The sequence below is a fragment of the Lactobacillus melliventris genome, assembly GCF_042679465.1.
GTDB classification, from domain to species: domain Bacteria; phylum Bacillota; class Bacilli; order Lactobacillales; family Lactobacillaceae; genus Lactobacillus; species Lactobacillus melliventris.
The window spans coordinates 61,730-82,099 of the sequence record NZ_JBHTMT010000008.1 but is presented as its reverse complement, the minus strand read 5'-3'; the positions used below and the strand labels follow the sequence as shown (position 1 = coordinate 82,099).

The window sequence follows — 20,370 nt, the reverse complement described above, 5'->3', positions numbered from 1 at the left end:
TATAATTTGCTTATATAATTTTGTAACTTAATAGGTAGCTGGCATTTATGAAACAAAAACAAACTTTTTCAGATAAAGTTTTGCAATTTGCTCAAACTTTCTATCAAAAATATTTCAATGACACTAATAAGCGGCGCTTAATATTGGGCAGTTCACCAACAAGAAGAGGATTGGCAATAACGGGAGTTCCCTTTGAAGATGGTTCCAATCTCCAAAAAGAAATAGGAATCTTAATTGGAAATTTTCATGTCAGTAATGCAGCTTCTATTTTTTAATAATGTCATAGACAAATAAGAGGGAAGGAACAAATTTTATCATGACTTTTACCTCAATTTTGCCAGCAATTTAGATGATGATGTGAATAAAATCAGATATTTTATGCAAAAAGCTGCCAATAAAAAGTTTCCATACTTGTCTGGTAATATGCTTTGTAACTATTGGCTCTATGCTCTCAGTAACTACATTGCAATTCCCTTAAAAAACACTAATAATATTTATATTACTGCAGACAAGCATTTAATCAAAGCAAGATATAAATTAGGCATAATAACCAAAGAACGAATGGAAAGTTCTAAAGTGCAAACTTATGTGATTAATGCTTGGACAAAAGAACTTCAGAGTACAGAATATGTGCCAACCGACCTGCAAAATCCATTGTGGTTATGGAGTACGAAAGATTTTAAGACTATGAATTGATGTGATAAATAATTAAACTGAAGGAAAATTAATGGTTTTAGAAAGGCTGGAACGGCAGTAAAATTTTACGCTAATAGATAAAAGGATTGCAATCTTTTTCTTAAAAGATGATAATGGGCAATACAAAAAAGCGCTTGCTTTGTTTAAAGTGAGATGCTATACTTAACTATACATTAATGGTGGGATGGTAATTGTCTCTGACAAGCTAAACCCGTTTACAAACATGAGTAGAATCTACTCTTGTTTGTGAACGGATTTTTTGTTTTAAAAATCTAATTTGTGATTCATAGTTAAAATCTAGTGAATAAAGATTATTGGCAACTATCAAAATTAACTTTTGAATGGTATGAGACATTATGGAAGGGAGCAAAAAGGAGTGATTATTTATAAAGTTTTAAATAATAATGCAGTAATTGTCCAGAATGAAAAAGGTGTTGAAGAAGTTATTTGTGGAAAAGGTATTGCTTATAAGAAAAAAGCGGGATACTTCTTACCGGATAATGGAAATTACCAAATTTTCGTAATGCATAGTAAAGATTTAAGTCATAAATTGCAACAATTAATTGAAGAAATTCCTTTAGAACAATTAACACTTTCATCTAAAATCATCGACTATGCAAAATTGCATTTAGGTAAGCCATTAAACGAAAGTATTTACATTTCTTTATCTGATCATATTCATACATCAATTATACGTTATAAGGAAGGTATATCCTTAAAAAATGTTATTTTTTTAGACATTAAACATTTTTATCCTGATGAGTTTCGTATAGGCGAGAAAGCATTAGAAATGATAAATAAAAAACTTGGTATTAGTTTGCCAGAAGATGAAGCGGGATTTTTAGCTATTCATTTTATTAATGCGGAAATGGATGAAAATTTCGATAATACTCTTGAAATTATTCATTTAATTCAAGACATTTCATCGATTGTCAAATACGTTTTTAGTATCGAGTTTGATGAAGACGATGTTTATTATTATAGGTTTATTACGCATCTTAAGTTTTTTGCCCAACGAGTAATTTCAAAAAAAACTTATCAAGAAAGTGATGATGAATTATTAGAGATTGTTCAAAAAAAATATCCAGCAGCTTTTAGTTGTGTTGAAAAAATTGACGATTATTTACAAAAAAAATATGCTTATCAAGTTCCTTGTGAAGAACAAGCTTATTTGACAATTCATATTCAACGTGTTGTCTATAAAACGAAGCAATATTAAAACATTTTTAAGATAGATAGAGAGACAGCATAAAAATAAAAATTTGGATGGTAACATTAAGTTGGCCAAACCTTCAATTTAATAAAATAAAGAAGAAGGTAAAAAGCAATGAGAAAATATGAAGAATTAGCAGCAAATATCATTAAATATGTTGGAGGAAAGGAAAATATTAATAGCTTAACCCACTGTGTTACACGTTTACGTTTTCAACTAAAAGATGAGCAAAAAGCTAATGATAATAAAATTAAAAGTCTTGATGGTGTAATAACGTTAATGAAAAGTGCCGGACAATACCAAGTAGTTATTGGTAATCAGGTACCTGATGTATATAAAGAAGTGGTGCGGCAAGCTGGACTTTCTGATGTTGCAGCAGAACATATAGAAAAGAAGAAAATGGGTATTGCGGCGAGTTTTATGGACTTTGTCACTGGTTTGATGACACCTATTTTAGCTGTCATGACAGCCTGCGGAATGATTAAAGGTATTATGTCCATTGTGCAAGCATTTGGATTGATTTCACAAAAAAGTGATTTGTATACCTTATTAAATGCAGTAGGCGACTCGCTGTTTTATTTCTTTCCTGTATTTCTTGGATATACTACAGCTAAGAAAATGAAAATTGATCCTTTTGTTGGAGCAGCAATTGGAGCTGGACTTATGTATCCTACATTGCAAGGTGTTAACTTGAATATTTTAGGTATAAAAATTAATGTAACATATTCGAGTACTGTAATACCAGTGGTTTTGACGACGGTTGCTGCTTCCTTTTTATTTAAATGGTTACAAAGCTTTATACCTGAAGTCATTAGAACATTTTTTGTACCAATGATTACCTTAATGATTTCTATTCCTGCTGGATTTTTATTAATCGGACCTTTTGCAAATCTGTTATCTAATACTTTAGCCAACTGGATTATGGCTATTTATAAATTAAGTCCTTTAATAGCTGGAATAGTTATAGGTGCTGGCTGGGAAATTATGGTACTATTTGGTATTCATATGGGGCTCATAGCTGTAGCATTGGTTCAATTTGCCGCTGGTCAACCGACTCCTGTTTTTTCATTAGCTGGTTCTGCTTCTTTTGCACAAACTGCCACAGTATTTGCTATTTGGTTAAAAACAAAGAATAAAAAATTAAAAGAGATCGCACTACCTGCTTGGATATCTGGGATTTTTGGCGTTACTGAACCTGCAATTTATGGCGTAACCCTACCACGAATAAAATACTTTATTATAAGCTGTATTGGAGCTGGATTAGGTGGTGCTTACGCAGGACTTTCTGGGCTTTTGGCTTATCAAATGGGTGGAATGGGAATTTTTTCATACCCAATGTTTTATGGTGGACACATGAATGTTATGCAAGCGACACTACATTTTTCAATTTCAATTTTAATAGCAATGGCTTTTTCCTTTATTGCTACAATGACACTGTTTAAAGATAACAAGTCTATAAAACCTTTACAAAATAAAAATTTTTCTTCCATACCAACCGAAGAAAAAATCTTGGCACCTGTTAGAGGACATGTTGTTCCTTTAAGTCAAGTTGATGATGAGGCATTTTCATTAGGTGTTCTGGGTAAGGGAGTGGCAATCGATCCAGCGGAAGGTAAGGTTTATGCACCGGTAGCTGGTACTGTAACAACTCTTTTTCCAACGCTACATGCCATTGGATTAACCTCTGATAAAGGTGTTCAGATATTAATTCATATCGGTATGAACACAGTTAATTTAAATGGTAAAGGATTTACTGCACATGTGAAGCAAGGAGACAGAGTCACTCAAGGACAATTATTGATGGATTTTGATATGGTAGCAATTAAAGAAGCAGGATATTCTCTTCTTACACCAGTGATTGTCACTAATAGTAAAGATTTGAAAAAAATTGAAGAGACTAAAAAAAGCCAAGTTTCAAAAGATGAAGAACTGATACGGGCAATTTATTAGTGAAAGGATAGTATAAATATGAGTTTTCCAACTAATTTTTTATGGGGCGGCGCTACAGCTGCTAATCAACTAGAGGGAGCTTGGAATATTGATGGAAAGGGAGATAGTATTTGTGATCATGTTCGAAGCGGTAGTAGAAAAAAAGCTAGAGTTTTTGATGATGTGATTGATTCCCATTACTACTATCCTAGCCATGATGGAATTGATTTTTATCATCACTTTAAAGAAGATATTGCATTATTTGCAGAAATGGGATTCAAAATTTTCCGTCTTAGTATAGCTTGGTCACGAATTTTTCCTCAAGGTGATGAGGTTGAACCAAACGAAGCTGGATTGCAATTTTATGATGAAGTGTTTGATGAACTTGCTAAATATGGTATAGAACCATTGGTAACACTCAGTCATTTTGAAATGCCATACGGGCTAGCAAAAAAATACGGAGGATTCAGAAACAAGAAAACTATTGAATGTTTTGTTCACTATGCAGAAACTGTTTTTGCTCGCTATAAAGATAAAGTTCACTATTGGATTACTTTTAATGAAATAAATTTTGGTACCTTGCCTCATGGAAAAAGGGCAGTCTTAGGGATTTTAGACGATTCTGTGGACGAAGAAACTTGTTTTCAAGCACTACATAATGTTTTTTTAGCAAGTGCAGAAGCGGTAAATATTGGTCATCAAATTAATCCAACATTCAAAATAGGTTGCATGATCGCATATATTACAATGTATCCATTAACTTCTAAGCCGAATGATGTAATAGAATGTCAATCAGTTAATCGAATGGTTAATTTATTTTGCGGAGATGTTCAAGTTAAAGGAAAATACCCCTATTATATGGAAAACTATTTTCATAAAAAGAACATTAATTTGGTAGTTAGTCCAAAAGACCGAGATATTTTGAAAAAGGGTACAGTAGATTTTTATACTTTTTCTTATTATATGAGCACTTGTATTACTGCAGAAAAAGGAAATACCACTACTACAGCCAGAGGAAATTTATTTGGAGGAGTCAAAAACCCATACCTAAAGACTAGTGATTGGGGTTGGCAAATTGATCCAGTTGGCTTACGGTTTACTTTGAATGAAATATACGATCGTTATCAAATTCCAATAATGATTGTAGAAAATGGATTAGGTGCTGAAGATAAGGTGGAAAAATCTGGAAAAATTCATGATAGTTACCGAATAAATTATTTGCGACAACATATTTTAGAAATGAGTAAGGCAATTGAAGATGGTGTTAATTTAATAGGTTATACCCCTTGGGGATGTATTGACTTGATTTCAGGTAGTACTGGTGAAATGCTGAAACGCTATGGCTTTATTTATGTAGACAAAGATGATGATGGAAAAGGGACATTAAAACGTTTTAAAAAGGACAGTTTCCAATGGTATAAGAAAGTAATTTCTACCAATGGTAAAAACATATAGTTAATTTTGATTTTATTTAAATATGATATTATAAAGGCTTTTATAAATACAAAAAATAAGATAATATACCTGATTTATTGATCAGGAAGAGACGGTAAAATTAATCCTCCAGGCTGAACAAAGGTTCAACTGGAGGATTTTATTATAAAAATATAGTCACTATAAAGTTAAATAGAAATTAGTATTTGTGATGATACCTTAAAGAAGTAGTTTATTATCTTTACTAGGTACTTTTTAATAATTACGCATAATAATCAATGATTGCTTTCAATATTTTCGCAGCGTCAGGGTTACCGGTGCCTTCTTCATAATATTTTCTAAAACGTGGGTCACACACATACATTTGGGCAAGTTTCTTATGTGCTTCTCCCGAATACTGACCTTTAGGCCATATTGTTAATAAATATTCTTTGTGCAAGTCGAAAAGGTGCTTGGCAGCAGCTTGTTTGATATCAGCAGTCTTATTAAAGTTCTTTAATTCAGTTAAAATTTCAGCGGACAATTTTTTGAAATGTGCTAATTCTTTTTCAGATAAAGAGCTAAATTTTTGATTGCTAAGATCTATATGATCATCACCATATTTCTCCCTGATTTCCCTACCATATTGTTTTTCATTTTTGCTAATCATTTCTTTTTTTAATGTGGCAAATTTTTCCGTGTCAGTCATTTGTGCTTCTCCCTTCATTGTTGCAAGTGTCTTGTCTAAATTCCTAATCAAATCATCTAGATATTGCTCTCGAGCAACTAGTTTGCTCCGCTGACTTCGTAAAACTTGATATTGAGTTTCCGGTGAAGTCTGCATTACCTGTTTTATTTGTTCAAGTGGTAAGTCAAATAGCTTTAAAAATAGTATTTTCTGCAATTGATCAACTTCGCTTTCCTCATAATAGCGATAATTATTTTCGGGATTCCTGCGCGCTTTTAAAAGTCCCTGTTTATCGTAATATCTTAAAGTTCGTGATGAAATGCCAGCTAGTTTTGCTAGTTCATTGATAGAATACGACATGGTTAAACTCTCCTCACTTGCAAAATTAAGTATATTGGTTGACGCAGCGTCAAGGTCAAGCACGGAAAATAATTTTTAGAATAAAAAGCCAGTAATCAATCAAGACTACTGGTTTTTGACTATGATATTTAATTTACGACGTTTAATTTTTCACCTTTTAGAAATGCCTGCAGATTTTCAACGACAATGCCCAGTAAGCGATTGCGGGTTTCGCGCGGTGCCCAAGCAATATGAGGGGTAATGTAACAGTTCTTAGCAGAAAGAAGTGGACTGTCAGCAGGAATGGGCTCTTTTTGGGCAACATCAATCCCCGCTGCAGCAATCCTGCCTTCATTTAAAGCGTCTGCGACATCTTTTTCATTAATTAAACCGCCACGAGCAGTATTAATTAAAATGACGCCGTCCTTCATTTGAGCAATTGCTTCTTGGTTTATCATTTCGGTAGTTGCCGGTGTTTGTGGCACATGCAAACTGATGATATCTGCTTTTTGATAAAGTTGATCAAGTTCAACCTGCTTAACGTAATCTGGTAAATCTGATTTTGGCCGATGGTTCCAAAAAATTATATTCATAGAAAAAGCATGACCGATTTCTGCCACTTTTTTAGCTATGTTGCCAAAGCCAATTAATCCTAAAGTTTTACCGTTTAGTTCCATTAACGGTTTTGCCCAAAAAGTAAAATCAGGGTTGCTGCTCCAGCGACCTTCATGGACTAATTTGTTATGTAAGCCAACTTGACTGGTAATTTCAAGTAGCAAAGCAAAAGTAAATTGGGCAACCGCATCAGTACCATAAGTAGGGATGTTAGTAACAGGGATGCCAGCTTCGCGAGCTGCAGTCGTGTCAATAATGTTATAACCAGTAGCAGTCACACCAATATATTTGATGTTGGGCGCAGTCTGAAGGACTTTTTCGTCAAGAGGCGTTTTGTTAGTCAAAACAATTTCAGCATCCCCAATCCGCTTTAAAATTTCAGCATCATCATTAACTGGAGTCCGGTCATAAAATTTGCATTCACCTAATTGTTCAAGTGCTGACCAATCTAAATCACCAGGATTGAGAGCATAGCTATCTAAATTAACAATCTTCATATCTTTGACCTCACATTAATATATCTGTACTTCTTAAGTTTACTACATATTTTATGCATAACGATAAATTGTGGGACAATCAAAAATGGAGAAATTGAGAGGTAATAATGACTGTATCTCTATCCTTATTAATTTTGCTACCTTATATCAAATTGAATATTGCAAGTTTAAATAAGATGTTATGATTTGTAGAATTTTAAAAATTTAGAATATTTGAATTGAACTAGAGTAGTAGTTATTACTGATACATGAAAATACCTTTTTATTAATAAAACGCTTTCTTTTTTTAAATGAATAAAAAAATATTTTTTAAAGAAAAACATCTGTTATAACTCTTAATATTGTGCTATTATTTTTTATATAATAAGAAAGAGAGGTAATTTTCTTCATATGCATGGATTAACTCAAATTGATGAGTCTTTTGCAATGGGGAAAGTGCGGCTTTCTTATCTATATAAATTGTTGCTGCTGTTTTTTAATATGATCAATAATAGACTTAGCTTGATACATTAGTATTATGCTAAGTCTTTTTTGATTGCAATATTTCCAGATTAGGAGGAAATCATGCCAAAATTTAAAAAGTTTTTAGTTGGTGCTATTGCAGTTTTAGGTACAGCTTTACTTGCCGGATGTTCTAATTCAACCAAAAAGCAAGCTGATAGTGGTACACCAAAGTCTCTCAACGTACAGTTCGTACCCAGCGTTTCTGCGAATACGCTAGAAACTAAGGCAAAGCCATTAGAAAAAATGTTATCCAAGCGTCTGGGAATCCCAGTTCATGTTTCAGTTTCAACAAGTGGTAATGCGTTGGTAGAAGCAATGAAGTCTAAAAAAGTAGATGTTGGCTTTTTACCAGGGGATGACTATGTGCAAGCTCATAGACAGCATGCAGCTGACGTTTTATTACAGTCGGAGCGTTTTGGCTTAAGCAGACCGGACGGCAACTGGACTAAAAAACTAGTTCATACTTTCCATTCCGAGATTTTAGTTAGAAAGGACTCTGGCATTAAGAGTTGGAAAGATCTTAAGGGTAAGAAAATTTCAATTCAAAGCCCAACCTCAACATCTGGTTATATCTTCCCAATTGCTGAATTAAAGCAAAAGGGATTAGATGTTCCTCGCAGCTGCAAATTAGTTACTACTACTGGGCACGATCAAGCCGTACTTAATGTCTTAAATAAAGACACTGATGCTGCTTTTGTTTTTGAAGATGCCCGCAACAATGTAATCAAGGATAATCCTAAGATTAAGTCCGAAGTTGTGCCAATTTACTATACACGTGCTATTCCCAACGACACTATCTCAGTTATTCCTAGTTTGTCAAAATCTTTCCGGGAAAAATTAGCTAACGCATTTATTGCAATTGGCAAATCTAAAGAAGGTAAGAAAGTAATCGAACGTGTTTACTCACATGAAGGATATGTCAAAGCCAAAGATAGTGACTATGACACTGTGCGCAAATATGAAAAAATTTCTCAGTCAATTTCTAAATAGTCAGATTATTAATTAATAGTAAATGCATCTTTTTAGCCAAAAGTTAAAAAGATGCATTTTTTGTGGATAAAATATAAACTAAATTCAGATAAATATAAGTTTTTAAATAATTGCGATCTTAATTTTGTAAAAAAGCTCCAGATTGTTTTAATTAACTTAAATGTAAATTGCAACCTTTTTAGTTCATACTATAGCTATCGAACAATTTCAAACATTGACAAACAAAAGTTAACAACTATAATAAAAATGGACTAAGTTAGTTGCTTAATCTAGTTAAGAAGTAGGTTACTAATGTTAAAGAGTGAAAGACTGAAAACTATCTTACAAGTAGTAAAAACTCAGAAATTTGTTACAGTTGATGAATTGGCACAGGCTTTAAAAGTTTCGGATATGACAATTAGACGGGACCTCAATGAATTGCATAAGGCAAATAAAATTTTGCGTATTCATGGTGGAGCTCAATTATTATCTGATCAGATTCGGACCGAAAAAAGCTACCAGCAAAAACGGGAAATTCATAGTAAAGAAAAGTATGAAGTAGCTAAAAGAGCTTGTAACTTAATCCACGAAAATGACTCAATTTATGTCGGCCCGGGAACAACGTTAGAGTTACTTGTTGCTAACCTAAAAGTTAAGCATTTGAGAATAGTTACTAATTCATTACCAGTATTTGAAGCTGCAAAAGATAATATGAATGACTATGACTTGATTATGGTTGGCGGCTCATATAGAAGAATAAGTGGAGCTTTTGTGGGTGCTTTAGCTAACAATGAGTTAAAAACTATGTCTTTTTCTGTTGGTTTTGTCGGCGTTAATGGCATTAATGATACTTCTTTGACAACTGCTAACTTAGAGGAGGGTCAAACCGAAGGTATTGGATTAGACCGTTCTCAAATAAAATTTGTTGTCGCTGATTATACAAAGTTGGATCACAGTGATTTTCACCAATTTTACGATTTGCGCAATGTGGATGGACTAATTACTAACCATGGAATTGAACCTGAGTTGGAAAAGCATTACAGCCAGTTTACGACTATATATAAATAGTTTTGAGAGGAGATTTGACTATGAAGGTTGTCATTGGTAGTGACAAGGCAGGTTTTGCTTTAAAGGAAAAAGTAAAACAATACTTGCAAGCACACCATTATGATGTTTTGGATGTTACACCGCAAGCCGCAGAGGACTTTGTTGAATCGAGTTTAAAGGTGACTCACGAAGTCTTAGATAATGGTATCAAAAAGGCCATTATGTTTGACGAATACGGTGTAGGCTCGGCTATGGCTTCAAATAAAGTTAAGGGCATGGTTACAGCAAACGTCAATGAAGAAAGAACTGCACATATGACCGCTATGCACAATGGTGCAAAGGCAATTGCGTTAGGTAGTGGCATCGTAGGTGAAAAACTAGCTTATTCAATTGTGCAACATTATCTAGATACAGAATATGCTGGCGGACGCCATCAGGTTCGCCTGAATATGCTTGAAGAAATGATTTAAGGAGGCTTACTAATGTTAGATAATGATAGACCACAACCAGAATTTGTTGATACTAAAGTTGACAAGCATACTGTTATTGCCTTAGGAAACGATCATATTGTAACCTCTGTTAAAATGGCCATTTCTGATCATTTAAAAGAAGAAGGATACCAAGTCATTGATGAAGGTACTCATGACAATACTAGAACTCACTACCCAATCTATGGTAAACGCGTAGCTGAAGATGTTGCCGATGGTCGTGCAGATTTAGGTATTGTTCTTTGTGGTACTGGCATTGGCATTTCTACTGCTGCTGATAAGAACGAGGGAGTTCGTGCGGCAATGGTAGGTGATGTTGCTCAAGCCGAATATGCTCGGCGTGAATTAAACGCCAATATCTTGGGCTTTGGTGGTATTGTTTTAGGACGTGACTTTATTTTTGATATTGTCGATTCATTCTTGAATGCTAAATATGAGTCTACCCCAAAAAGACAAAATTTAATTGCCAAAATAGACGGTATTGCTAAACCAAATCCTGATCAAAAGGATAATGTACACTTCTTTGATGAAGAAAATAAGAAGTGGGCTGAAGGCGTGTACCACGACTAATAGCTAAATAATAATCTAAAAATTTAAAGTTTTAATCGCACACAAAAACCATGACTTAAAAAAGTCATGGCTTTTATTTTGCTTAAGAAATTAATAGTGAATGTAAATCAAAAATGCGTAGTGCTAAAAAGTACAATATGATACTATTAAAGTTTTCAAATCGAATTATTTTGATTTTAGTAGTAGGACTAAATTTTTACAAGTAGTTTTTGTAGTTTAAATAGATATTAAAAATATATTGTTAATAATTTACCTACTCTTTGCTAGTTTAAATATTAATGTCAATTAAAATGTTTTATAATTTGATTGGACTATTATATTTTAATTTTGAAACATATTGTCTGGCATTTTCTTCTACCTGATCAAAGTTACCATTTGCTCCTGGACTTACAAGGTTACTGCCAATTCCCACTGCTGCAACGCCTGCTTTTACCCAGTCTGAAATATTATCTAAGTTAACTCCGCCAGTAGGCATTAAATTAGCATTAGGAATTGGTCCCAAAATACTCTTGATAAACTTTGGACCAAGGACATTACCTGGAAATACTTTGATTATATCAGAACCATATGATAATGCTGTTGTTATTTCTGTAGTGGTCATACAACCGGGGATGTATGGCCTTTGATATAAATTAGCAATAAGAGCAATTTCTTTGTTAAAGTTTGGTCCCACAATAAAGTCTGCGCCTGCTAAAATAGCTAAGCGTGCGGAAACTTCGTCTAAAATTGTGCCAGCACCAATTATTACATCATTTTGATATTTTTCTTTTAATTTTTTTATTACGCTATCAGCAGAAGGAACGGTAAAAGTTAGCTCGATGGTTTTAATTCCACCCTTAATGCATGCAGCAGCGTCGTTAAAGGCTTCATCAGCAGAAGCACCTCTAATGACTGCGACTAAAAAATTATGATTAATTGATTTTAAAATATTTATTTTTTTATCCATTTTATTGTCCTGTTTCCAAATAATAAATTATAATTACAAATAATAAATTCAAATTGAGTATAACGCTTGCAGTTTTTTTAATCAAGAAAGGAAAATAAATTATGACAGATAAACTTTATGGTACTGTTCTTCTCAAAGCGAAAAAGATAATGGATGTGCTTTCTGCATCAGAGACAAGCTTGACTTTAGAGCAAATTTCTAGTGCAGCAGGAATACCTAAGCCAACGACATTTAAAATATTGACTACCTTGGACTACATTAATTTTGTAAGAAAAGATCAATCTGAGAAAAAATATTCTTTAGGAACAAATTTAATTGGTTATGGCAGTAAAGCTATGAGTGGCTTTGATATAGTTTCTATTGCAGAACCATATTTGATTGAATTAAATAAAGTAACAAGTGAAACTGTTAATTTAGGAATTGAGGAGCATTCTCAAATTGTACTGTTAAAGAAAATTGATAGTCCTCAGCCAGTTAACTTAAATTCAAAAGTTGGAGGAACCCTTGAACTTTATTCTTCTGCTATGGGTAAAGCAATACTAGCAACTAAATCAGAAAGAGAGCTTGATCAATACTTTTCAAGCGTTGAGTTGAGGCCAAGTACACCAAATACAATTACAAGCATTGCTAAATTAAAAAAGCAGATTGAAGAGGTCAAAAAAACAGGATATGCAATTGATAATCAGGAAAATCAAGCAGAAGTGGTTTGTGTTGGGGCAGCGATTCAGAAATATGGCAAGGTTTTTGGGGCAATAAGTGTAAGTACGCCAAATTATCGTTTGGACGAGCTATTGTTTAGTGACTTGAAAAAGCTTGTTAAATCAGCAGTTGATCAAATTAATCAAATTATTTAAAAAAAACACTTGTAAAATCGCTTACATTGTATTATATTTTATTTGTTTGGATAAATAAGAAATATAATTTCTTATATGGAAAGGAAAAGCAATGTATGAAGACTTAACAAAAAAAGTTATTAACCCTGATCATAAAACCTTTTTAAGTAAACAAGAGATTGAAGCTGCGATAAACACAGTATTGAAGCAAATTAATCTGAATATCAAGTTTTTTGACAATCTTTATCCAGCTCCAGCTACTTCCCAAGGAATTTATCGCAAAATTTCCAATACTGAATGGACAAATGGTTTTTGGACTGGAATTTTGTGGCTAGCTTTTCAGTATACTCAAGATCCTAAATATAAAAGGATTGCAGAAAAAAACATTGACTCATTTGAAAAAAGAATTAGTCAAAAGATTGCAGTCAATCATCATGACTTAGGCTTTTTATATACGACTTCGGTAGTTAGTGATTTCAAAATTACTGGAAGTGAAAACGCCAGACAAATAGCCTTGAAGGCTGCTGATTGCCTGGTCTCAAGGTTTCAACCTAATGGTGGATTTATTCAAGCTTGGGGTGATCTAAATGATAACAATGAATATAGACTAATCATTGATTCTTTAATGAACATTCCTTTACTTTATTGGGCTGAACAGGTCACACGGAATTCTAAATACGGTAAAATTGCTGATCAACATTACCAAAATGTTATTAATACTGTTATTAGGGATAATGGTTCAACTTATCATACATATTACTTTGATAAACAAAATGGTAGACCTTTAAAAGGTATGACCAAACAAGGATATAGTGATGATTCAAGTTGGGCCAGAGGACAAGCCTGGGCCGTTTATGGTATTCCTTTACACTATAAATATCGTCACAAACAGGAAGATTTTAAACTTTTTAGAGGCGTAACTAACTATTTTTTAAATAGGTTGCCTAAGGATTTTATTCCGTACTGGGATTTGATCTTTAATGATGGTGATAATCAACCTAAAGATTCTTCATCTGGTGCTATAGCAATTTGTGGAATTGCTGAAATGCTAAAACATTTACCTGAATCTTTTAGCAACAAGTACGAATATGTATTGTTACTGCATAAAATGTTGAGATCTTTAATTGATAATTATGCAAATAATGATTTGAAGCCTGGTGCACCATTACTAAATCATGGTGTGTACTCTTGGCATTCAGGTAAAGGAGTTGATGAAGGAAATATTTGGGGAGACTATTTTTATTTTGAAGCACTTATGAGATTTTATGAAGACTGGAAAGTATTTTGGTAGAAAAGGGCGAAAGAAATGACGAATCCAAATATTGTAGCTGTCCGTTTGGATGAAAGATTAATTCATGGCCAGGGTAGATTATGGATTTCTAATTTAGGAGTTAATTTGGTCATAGTTGCAAATGATGAAGTTGCTAAAAGTTCAATTCAGCAAACTCTGATGAAGTCACTATTACCTGACTCAATCGGGGTTAGATTTTTTACAATTGCAGAAACTATTGACAAGATTTTTAAGGCAGCACCTCAGCAGTCAATTTTTATAATTGTTAAAACTGCAGCTGACACGTTAAAACTAGTTGAAGGAGGCGTACCAATTAAGAAATTAAATGTGGGAAATATTCATTTTAAAGATGGAAAAACTAAAGTTACAAATTATATTTCGGTAGACAAGGAAGATATGACGGCTTTTAAAACAATGAGAGATAAATATCAGATTGATTTTAATACCCGCGTAACTCCGATTGGAAACGAAGTAGGATCAGATTTTAATTTAAATAAATATGTTGATGATTGGAAAGGAGAATAAATATGAACTTTACCGTTTGGCAGGCTATATTGGTAGGTTTATGGGCCGCATTTTGTTTTGCAGGACAAGTTTGGGGCACTTATACAAATAGGGCTTTGTTTATATCATTTGGTGTTGGCCTCATTTTAGGAGACTTAAAGACAGCAGTTATTTTTGGTGCTACAGCTGAATTAGCATTTATGGGCTTTGGTGTTGGACCTGGAGGTTCTACTCCACCTAATCCGCTTGGACCTGGTATTGTAGGTTCAATTTTAGCAATTTCTATGCATAAATTATCGCCAAGTGCAGCATTAACTCTGTCATATCCATTTGCTATGTTAGTACCATTTATTATCACTTTGATTTTCACGATTAACTCAGGTTCAATGGCTTCTGCTAAAAAAGCCGTTAGTGAAGGAAAATATCATAAGTTCAATATTATGTCTAATTTAACTTTGTGGGAATTTATGTTATTTGCTTTTCTGTTTGGACTAGCAGCTACATTAAGTACATCAGCTTTAAGAGCATTTGTTATGATGATTCCTCAATGGTTGATGAATGGATTAACAGTTGTCGGTGGTTTGCTTCCAGCTGTTGGTTTTGCTCTTATCATGAGTACCATGCTTAAAAAAGAATATATACCAGCCATCATAGTTGGATATATCTGTGTTGCTTACCTTAAGATGCCGGTTATTGGTCTTGCATTTGTAGGTGTAGCCTTAGCATTTAATAATTACTACAATCGTAAAAAATCTGGTAGTAATCATCAAGAGCAAAACAATGGAGGTGTAGAAAATGGCATCTAGGAAACCAGTTTTAACTAAAAAAGATTATGCCATATCTATTTTAAGATCATATTATCTGCAAAATGTCCAGAATTACGGCAATATGCAGGGAACAGGAGTTTTAAAATCTATTTGGCCAGAGTTACATAAAATCTATCAGGATGATGAACAAGAGTTTAGACGTGTAGCTATTTCTAACTTAGAGTTTTATAACACTAACCCACAACCTTATCCTTTTGTTACCAGCATTATGCTGGCTATGTATGATAGTGGTCAAAGTGAAAGTGATGTGCAAGCAATTAAGATGGCTTTAATGGGACCTTTAGCAGGTATCGGTGATGCGTTATCACAATTTGCCTTGGCACCATTGTTTTCAACTATATTTGCCTCACTTGCTTTACAAGGCATTATTTATGCACCATTAATGTTCTTTGCCTGCTTATTTGGAATTACATTTGGTGTTAGATGCTTAATGGGTTACTTGGGCTGGAAAGTCGGTACTAGTATCATTGATACTTTGAGTGACAAGATGGCTGTTATAGCTGATATTGCTAGTACAATTGGTCTGACAGTTATTGCCGGGTTATCTGTTTCATTTGTTAAAGTAAATTTAGGCTTAAAATATTCTGCTGTAATCAAAGGTAAGACCCAACTAGTAACAGTGCAGGCATTTTTAGACAAAATCATGCCGTACCTATTGCCTGTATTACTAATTTACTTTGTTTATTGGTTAATTACCAAGAAAAAGTGGACAGTTTATAAGATTATACTTTTACTTTTAGTCTTAGGAATTGCACTTTCAGCCATGGGCATATTAGTTCCTTGAGGTAAATAGTTATGAAATATGATGTATGTATCATAGGACATGGTAATTTTCCTTCGGGCCTTAAATCGGCTGTCAAATTAATTGCAGGAACTTGTGATAGAATCACCTGCTTTAATTTAAATGAAGAAACTACTCATGAGCAATTTGAGCAAGATGTTGATCACTATATTCAATTACATACGAATGTAATTTTCTTTGCTGATATGGTTGGCGGTGCACCATACCAAATCGTAGCTAAAAAAGTTTTATTACAAAATGATGTACACAAATTTATAGTAGCTGGTGTTTCTTTAAATTTAGTTTTGGATATATATTTGAAAAACATGTCTGAGCAGTTGAACACTCAAAATATTGACAAAGAAATTAAGCATGTAATTAATGAATCAAAATTATTAATGAAAGAGATTTCATGTAAACAAGATTTAGAAAAAGAGTCCTAATAGTGAACTGGATCAATATTTTAATAACAATTATGGTAATTATCTTGGTAGTTCTTTATTTTGTTATTATTCCTATTGCCAGAAAAAAAAGCAATGAAAGGAAGAAAGCAGAGATGGATAACTTTTTTGCTTCACTACATGAAGGTGAAAAAGTTATGCTGCTTAGTGGTGTTGTCGGTACCATAAAAAACATAACAAAAAATTATGTTGATTTAAAAGTAACAGATAATGCTGTAGTCAAAGTCAATAAGCACGGGATAGCTTCGAAAATAAAAAATGAAACCAAATAATCTAAAAGAAAAAATAAATTTAAATAGTTTTATTCACGAGGGTAGGATTTCATATGCAAAAGACTATTTAGATAACGCAAAATTATTATTGAATAGCCAATTCCGTTTTCAACATGTTTATGATATGGAGCCTAGTCCTGAAGTATATCAATTAAATAGCTGGCAGAAGTCTCCTAATGGTGACCCTGAATGGCTTTATGTTTTAAAGCGTCAAGAATATTTACAGGATCTTTTATATTCTTATCTTCGGACAAATGAGAGTGAGTATTTATTTAAAATAAAAACATTTATTTTTGACTGGATACAAAATAATGATACAGACGATTCAGCTCGTTATAAGACATGGCGCACAATTGATACTGGGATAAGGCTGTTAAATTGGTCAAAGCCCCTTAGCTATTTAATTAGTAGGAACATCGTTAGTGCGGAAGAAGAAAGCCAAATTAATCAATCAGTCAAGTGTCAAGCTAAGTATTTGGAAGACAATTATATTGAAAAGTATGATCTAAGTAATTGGGGAGTACTAATAACCACTGGTATACTAGCCTTTTCTGCTGAACACCCTAATATAATAGATGATCAAATTTCAAATTGGGCCTTGGATAAGTTAATTCAAGAGTTAAAACTGCAAGTAGATGAGACGGGCCTTCAATGGGAGCAATCACCACTGTACTTCATTGAAGTATTTAGAAGCTCATTATCAGTTGTTGCTAGTTTTAAGGCTAATAAAAAGTTTGTTCCTGCAGAAATTACGAATGTATTAAAAAGAATGCTTAAAGCAAGCAAATTTTTAATTAAACCTAATGGCAATCTTTTACAGCAGGGAGATACTGATTCAATTAAAATAGCTGACTTAGTTGCAACAGCAGAATATATTTTAGCTGGCAAATTCAATTCGAATTATAAATATGATTTTTTACTGATTTCTTTGGCAGATAAAGCAGAAATAACTTTAGGCCAAAAAAAATTAGATGAAAATAGATATTTTGATTCGATTACTTCAGGAAACTTTTTCTTTAAAGATACTAATAGCAAGAATTATTGGCACATTTATAACGGTAATTTAGGAAGCGGACACGGTCATGCTTCTTCCGGTCATTTAGACTTGGTAATTAATGATGATGATATATTTCTTGATCCTGGAAGGTATACATATGTCAATTCGCAAGAGCGTAGATATTTGAAGTCAGGCTTTTCACATAATGTTATTTTAGTGGATAATACTTTTCCTACTGTACCACTAAATTCTTGGAAGTTTAGTACGGTAGTTTCAAACCAGAGAAATGAAGTAGCCCATTTTAAAACCTTTGACAGTATCAAATGTACTTATGTGGATAAGAAGATAAATTACATTGTGACAAGGTATTTTATCTGGATTAAGACTGCCACTATTATGGTTATTGTGGATATTGTCGAAGATTCTGGCCAGCACTTACAAAGCAATAATTGGATTTTAAATCCAGTATCTCAAGTAAAGGAAATAACACAAAACCAAATTAAAATTAGTATTAACCAAAATGAATACTATTTATTTCATTCTTCAAAACAAGTTGAAATACAAAGGCAATTACTTTCAGATAGATATAATCAGATCCAGCAAACTTCGAAACTGATTATTTCTGATAATTTTAATAATAGTAATGTTTCTTACACTGTAATTGGTAAAAAAGAGGTTATTGCAGGTGTTAACCATGTGGACTCAATGAGGAATGGCAAGGTTGATACAAGTGATATCCATAACTACGGAATAGTTATTTCTTTGAATGGAAGAAAGCCGATAACTGTTAATATTCAACATGAAAATACCATTAAAGGAAATAAGTTATATTTTGTAAATAATATTCCTTTTTATGGCAACATCAGTGTTGAGGAGTAGTTTTAAAGCCAAAAAGAGGTGAACAAAGATGAAAAAAAAGAAAATTTTTTGTTTCATTTTAACATTTGCCATAGCTATTTTAGGAATTGCATTTACACAGACGAATGTTAAAGCAGCTACTTATTATGTTGATCCTAAAGGATCGGACTCAAATAGCGGCATAAGTAGAAATTATGCGTGGAAAACACTTGCTAAAGTTAATTCTGTTCAATTTTTACCTGGCGATAAAATCCTTTTTAAGAGCGGTGCTGAATGGAACGGCCAGCTTCATCCCAAAGGAAGTGGCAATGAAAATCACCCAATTGAAATAAATAAGTACGGGGGAAAAGAAAGACCTCGTATCAACGGCAATGGTACTTCAAATTATGTTAGAAATTCTGGAACAGTAATGCTTATTAATCAACATGATTGGGTGATAAGTAACTTAGAAGTTACAAATTATAGTTTACAAGTTCATTCTCAGAGGTCCGGAATTTTAGTAATTAATAACGGAAATACACCAGAAAAAAATATTACAATTGCTAACAATTTTGTCCATGATGTTAATTCTGACACACAGGTAGATCATGCCTGGAAAGTAACTGGTGGAATCATACTGATTGGTATCAATGAAGATCTCAATGGCAAAATAAATAATAATAAGAACTTTGGCTTTCAAAATGTTTCGGTCACAAGTAATCAAGTTAAAAATGTAGCAACAGCTGGAATTAGAAACAAAACTACGATGCTTTATTCTAATGGTTCAGAAAGTTACCCTAAGCTAAATAAAAATATTAGGTATGAAAACAATAAAGTTGACGATGTGTTTGGCGATGGATTGATTATTTCTGAGGTTGCTAGTGATGGTATTGTAAAAAACAATATAGTTAATAAATTTTGTAATGCAAATACTAGTTATAACTACGCTGGACTGTGGGTAATGTCCTCAGACAACGTTGTAGTTGAAAGAAATGAAGTTGCCAACGGAAAATATGGTTCTAATGACGGTACTGCGTTTGATATTGATTTAAACTGCAATAATGTTATTGTCCAACACAATTATTCTCATGATAATGCTCGTGGTACAGTGCTGTTTATGAATTATTCTAAAAACGGGGTATTTCGATATAACGTCAGCGTCAATGATGGTTGGGATAATAATAAATTGATTTCTTATCTACCTAAAGACAATGCTGAAAAAGTGGATATTTATAATAACCTTTTTATTACTAATCCAAATACGGCTGAAATATTTAAAACAAGTTCTAAAAAACGGACTTTGAGGTTTGTAAATAACGTCATTATTTCTAAATCGGAAAAGCTAAAAACATTCAATTATGACGACATGACTGGTGATATTAATATTTGTAATAACGCTACTTATGGTTTTAATGATAAGTGGTTCACAAGTGGTGAGAATATTAAATTACAAAATCCCGTACTGGTAGAAAAATTACTTTCTGATATTCAGGATAGTGATTCAGGGATAAATAATTTGAATATCGCTGAGTTATTACAAATATCAGAATTACAGAAAGCTGGTACTACTATAGCAAGTAATATTACAGATTTTGCTGGTAATCCCATTTCAATTAATCCTTCAATTGGACCATTAGAATTTAAGTAATATAA

General features: G+C 33.0%; 21 protein-coding genes. 18 read left to right on the top strand and 3 right to left on the bottom strand.

What is annotated here, in order from left to right; all coding sequences use genetic code 11:
- Positions 1-47: 47 nt before the first annotated feature.
- The 5 genes from ACFQ32_RS09050 (at position 48) to ACFQ32_RS09030 (ending at position 5,293) form a co-directional block, all read left to right on the top strand.
- On the top strand, positions 48-275 hold the full coding sequence (locus tag ACFQ32_RS09050; RefSeq protein WP_052724625.1) for a DUF4918 family protein: 228 nt from the start codon (positions 48-50) through the stop codon (positions 273-275).
- Positions 276-357: 82 nt separating this feature from the next.
- On the top strand, positions 358-696 hold the full coding sequence (locus ACFQ32_RS09045) for a hypothetical protein (RefSeq protein WP_052724626.1): 339 nt from the start codon (positions 358-360) through the stop codon (positions 694-696).
- 376 nt (positions 697-1,072) lie between these two features.
- Positions 1,073-1,915, top strand: a complete 843-nt coding sequence (licT, locus tag ACFQ32_RS09040; protein WP_046324388.1) for a BglG family transcription antiterminator LicT — start codon at positions 1,073-1,075, stop codon at positions 1,913-1,915.
- Between the two features lie 108 nt (positions 1,916-2,023).
- Complete coding sequence (locus ACFQ32_RS09035; RefSeq protein WP_046324389.1) at positions 2,024-3,859, top strand: beta-glucoside-specific PTS transporter subunit IIABC; 1,836 nt, start codon at positions 2,024-2,026, stop codon at positions 3,857-3,859.
- 18 nt (positions 3,860-3,877) lie between these two features.
- The gene (locus tag ACFQ32_RS09030; protein ID WP_046324390.1) at positions 3,878-5,293 is read left to right on the top strand and encodes a glycoside hydrolase family 1 protein; all 1,416 of its coding nucleotides are present in this window, start codon (positions 3,878-3,880) and stop codon (positions 5,291-5,293) included.
- Between the two features lie 241 nt (positions 5,294-5,534).
- Here the strand turns inward: ACFQ32_RS09030 and ACFQ32_RS09025 are convergent, their stop codons facing one another.
- On the bottom strand, positions 5,535-6,299 hold the full coding sequence (locus tag ACFQ32_RS09025) for a MerR family transcriptional regulator (RefSeq protein ID WP_046324391.1): 765 nt from the start codon (positions 6,297-6,299) through the stop codon (positions 5,535-5,537).
- A 128-nt stretch (positions 6,300-6,427) separates the two neighbouring features.
- Complete coding sequence (locus ACFQ32_RS09020) at positions 6,428-7,390, bottom strand: D-2-hydroxyacid dehydrogenase (protein WP_046324392.1); 963 nt, start codon at positions 7,388-7,390, stop codon at positions 6,428-6,430.
- A gap of 564 nt (positions 7,391-7,954) precedes the next feature.
- Here ACFQ32_RS09020 and phnD point away from each other — a divergent pair.
- The 4 genes from phnD (at position 7,955) to lacB (ending at position 10,968) form a co-directional block, all read left to right on the top strand.
- Positions 7,955-8,884, top strand: a complete 930-nt coding sequence (gene phnD / locus ACFQ32_RS09015; protein WP_046324393.1) for a phosphate/phosphite/phosphonate ABC transporter substrate-binding protein — start codon at positions 7,955-7,957, stop codon at positions 8,882-8,884.
- 291 nt (positions 8,885-9,175) lie between these two features.
- A complete protein-coding gene (locus ACFQ32_RS09010; protein ID WP_046324394.1) occupies positions 9,176-9,931 on the top strand; it encodes a DeoR/GlpR family DNA-binding transcription regulator in 756 nt (251 codons plus the stop codon).
- Positions 9,932-9,951: 20 nt separating this feature from the next.
- Positions 9,952-10,380: a galactose-6-phosphate isomerase subunit LacA gene (gene lacA / locus ACFQ32_RS09005; protein ID WP_046324395.1), complete on the top strand. Its 429-nt coding sequence runs from the start codon at positions 9,952-9,954 to the stop codon at positions 10,378-10,380.
- Positions 10,381-10,392: 12 nt separating this feature from the next.
- On the top strand, positions 10,393-10,968 hold the full coding sequence (gene lacB / locus ACFQ32_RS09000) for a galactose-6-phosphate isomerase subunit LacB (protein WP_046324396.1): 576 nt from the start codon (positions 10,393-10,395) through the stop codon (positions 10,966-10,968).
- 295 nt (positions 10,969-11,263) lie between these two features.
- On the opposite strand, the gene ACFQ32_RS08995 is transcribed toward lacB, so the two are convergent.
- Positions 11,264-11,914, bottom strand: a complete 651-nt coding sequence (locus ACFQ32_RS08995) for a bifunctional 2-keto-4-hydroxyglutarate aldolase/2-keto-3-deoxy-6-phosphogluconate aldolase (protein WP_046324397.1) — start codon at positions 11,912-11,914, stop codon at positions 11,264-11,266.
- Positions 11,915-12,015: 101 nt separating this feature from the next.
- Here ACFQ32_RS08995 and ACFQ32_RS08990 point away from each other — a divergent pair, with 101 nt between their 5' ends.
- The 9 genes from ACFQ32_RS08990 to ACFQ32_RS08950 all read left to right on the top strand — a co-directional run bounded on the left by ACFQ32_RS08990 (position 12,016) and on the right by ACFQ32_RS08950 (position 20,365).
- Positions 12,016-12,768 (top strand): IclR family transcriptional regulator, encoded by a 753-nt coding sequence (locus ACFQ32_RS08990; RefSeq protein ID WP_046324398.1) that lies wholly within the window; start codon positions 12,016-12,018, stop codon positions 12,766-12,768.
- Between the two features lie 91 nt (positions 12,769-12,859).
- On the top strand, positions 12,860-14,038 hold the full coding sequence (locus ACFQ32_RS08985) for a glycoside hydrolase family 88 protein (RefSeq protein WP_046324399.1): 1,179 nt from the start codon (positions 12,860-12,862) through the stop codon (positions 14,036-14,038).
- Between the two features lie 15 nt (positions 14,039-14,053).
- Entirely contained in the window at positions 14,054-14,563 is a 510-nt protein-coding gene (locus ACFQ32_RS08980; protein ID WP_046324400.1) for a PTS sugar transporter subunit IIB, read from the top strand.
- Positions 14,564-14,565: 2 nt separating this feature from the next.
- The gene (locus ACFQ32_RS08975; RefSeq protein WP_046324401.1) at positions 14,566-15,348 is read left to right on the top strand and encodes a PTS mannose/fructose/sorbose/N-acetylgalactosamine transporter subunit IIC; all 783 of its coding nucleotides are present in this window, start codon (positions 14,566-14,568) and stop codon (positions 15,346-15,348) included.
- The gene (locus ACFQ32_RS08970) at positions 15,338-16,153 is read left to right on the top strand and encodes a PTS system mannose/fructose/sorbose family transporter subunit IID (RefSeq protein ID WP_046324402.1); all 816 of its coding nucleotides are present in this window, start codon (positions 15,338-15,340) and stop codon (positions 16,151-16,153) included. The genes ACFQ32_RS08975 and ACFQ32_RS08970 overlap by 11 nt, the downstream gene beginning before the upstream one ends.
- 11 nt (positions 16,154-16,164) lie before the next feature.
- Positions 16,165-16,593, top strand: a complete 429-nt coding sequence (locus ACFQ32_RS08965) for a PTS sugar transporter subunit IIA (RefSeq protein ID WP_046324403.1) — start codon at positions 16,165-16,167, stop codon at positions 16,591-16,593.
- 2 nt (positions 16,594-16,595) lie between these two features.
- Complete coding sequence (gene yajC, locus ACFQ32_RS08960) at positions 16,596-16,883, top strand: preprotein translocase subunit YajC (protein ID WP_046324404.1); 288 nt, start codon at positions 16,596-16,598, stop codon at positions 16,881-16,883.
- Entirely contained in the window at positions 16,870-18,759 is a 1,890-nt protein-coding gene (locus ACFQ32_RS08955) for a heparinase II/III family protein (RefSeq protein ID WP_046324405.1), read from the top strand. Before yajC ends, ACFQ32_RS08955 begins: the two co-directional genes overlap by 14 nt.
- A gap of 28 nt (positions 18,760-18,787) precedes the next feature.
- Positions 18,788-20,365: a hypothetical protein gene (locus ACFQ32_RS08950; protein ID WP_046324406.1), complete on the top strand. Its 1,578-nt coding sequence runs from the start codon at positions 18,788-18,790 to the stop codon at positions 20,363-20,365.
- The last annotated feature ends 5 nt before the right edge of the window (positions 20,366-20,370 follow it).

What these genes read in the sequence shown, in the direction of transcription:
- ACFQ32_RS09050 (WP_052724625.1), top strand. Translation starts at nt 48, where the DNA reads ATGAAACAAAAACAAACTTTTTCAGATAAAGTTTTGCAATTTGCTCAA.
- ACFQ32_RS09010 (WP_046324394.1), top strand. Translation starts at nt 9,176, where the DNA reads ATGTTAAAGAGTGAAAGACTGAAAACTATCTTACAAGTAGTAAAAACT.
- ACFQ32_RS09035 (WP_046324389.1), top strand. Translation starts at nt 2,024, where the DNA reads ATGAGAAAATATGAAGAATTAGCAGCAAATATCATTAAATATGTTGGA.
- ACFQ32_RS08970 (WP_046324402.1), top strand. Translation starts at nt 15,338, where the DNA reads ATGGCATCTAGGAAACCAGTTTTAACTAAAAAAGATTATGCCATATCT.
- ACFQ32_RS08950 (WP_046324406.1), top strand. Translation starts at nt 18,788, where the DNA reads ATGAAAAAAAAGAAAATTTTTTGTTTCATTTTAACATTTGCCATAGCT.
- ACFQ32_RS08975 (WP_046324401.1), top strand. Translation starts at nt 14,566, where the DNA reads ATGAACTTTACCGTTTGGCAGGCTATATTGGTAGGTTTATGGGCCGCA.
- ACFQ32_RS08990 (WP_046324398.1), top strand. Translation starts at nt 12,016, where the DNA reads ATGACAGATAAACTTTATGGTACTGTTCTTCTCAAAGCGAAAAAGATA.
- ACFQ32_RS08955 (WP_046324405.1), top strand. Translation starts at nt 16,870, where the DNA reads ATGAAACCAAATAATCTAAAAGAAAAAATAAATTTAAATAGTTTTATT.
- ACFQ32_RS08980 (WP_046324400.1), top strand. Translation starts at nt 14,054, where the DNA reads ATGACGAATCCAAATATTGTAGCTGTCCGTTTGGATGAAAGATTAATT.
- lacA (WP_046324395.1), top strand. Translation starts at nt 9,952, where the DNA reads ATGAAGGTTGTCATTGGTAGTGACAAGGCAGGTTTTGCTTTAAAGGAA.
- ACFQ32_RS09020 (WP_046324392.1), bottom strand. Translation starts at nt 7,390, where the DNA reads ATGAAGATTGTTAATTTAGATAGCTATGCTCTCAATCCTGGTGATTTA.
- ACFQ32_RS08985 (WP_046324399.1), top strand. Translation starts at nt 12,860, where the DNA reads ATGTATGAAGACTTAACAAAAAAAGTTATTAACCCTGATCATAAAACC.
- lacB (WP_046324396.1), top strand. Translation starts at nt 10,393, where the DNA reads ATGTTAGATAATGATAGACCACAACCAGAATTTGTTGATACTAAAGTT.
- ACFQ32_RS08965 (WP_046324403.1), top strand. Translation starts at nt 16,165, where the DNA reads ATGAAATATGATGTATGTATCATAGGACATGGTAATTTTCCTTCGGGC.
- ACFQ32_RS08995 (WP_046324397.1), bottom strand. Translation starts at nt 11,914, where the DNA reads ATGGATAAAAAAATAAATATTTTAAAATCAATTAATCATAATTTTTTA.
- ACFQ32_RS09025 (WP_046324391.1), bottom strand. Translation starts at nt 6,299, where the DNA reads ATGTCGTATTCTATCAATGAACTAGCAAAACTAGCTGGCATTTCATCA.
- phnD (WP_046324393.1), top strand. Translation starts at nt 7,955, where the DNA reads ATGCCAAAATTTAAAAAGTTTTTAGTTGGTGCTATTGCAGTTTTAGGT.
- ACFQ32_RS09030 (WP_046324390.1), top strand. Translation starts at nt 3,878, where the DNA reads ATGAGTTTTCCAACTAATTTTTTATGGGGCGGCGCTACAGCTGCTAAT.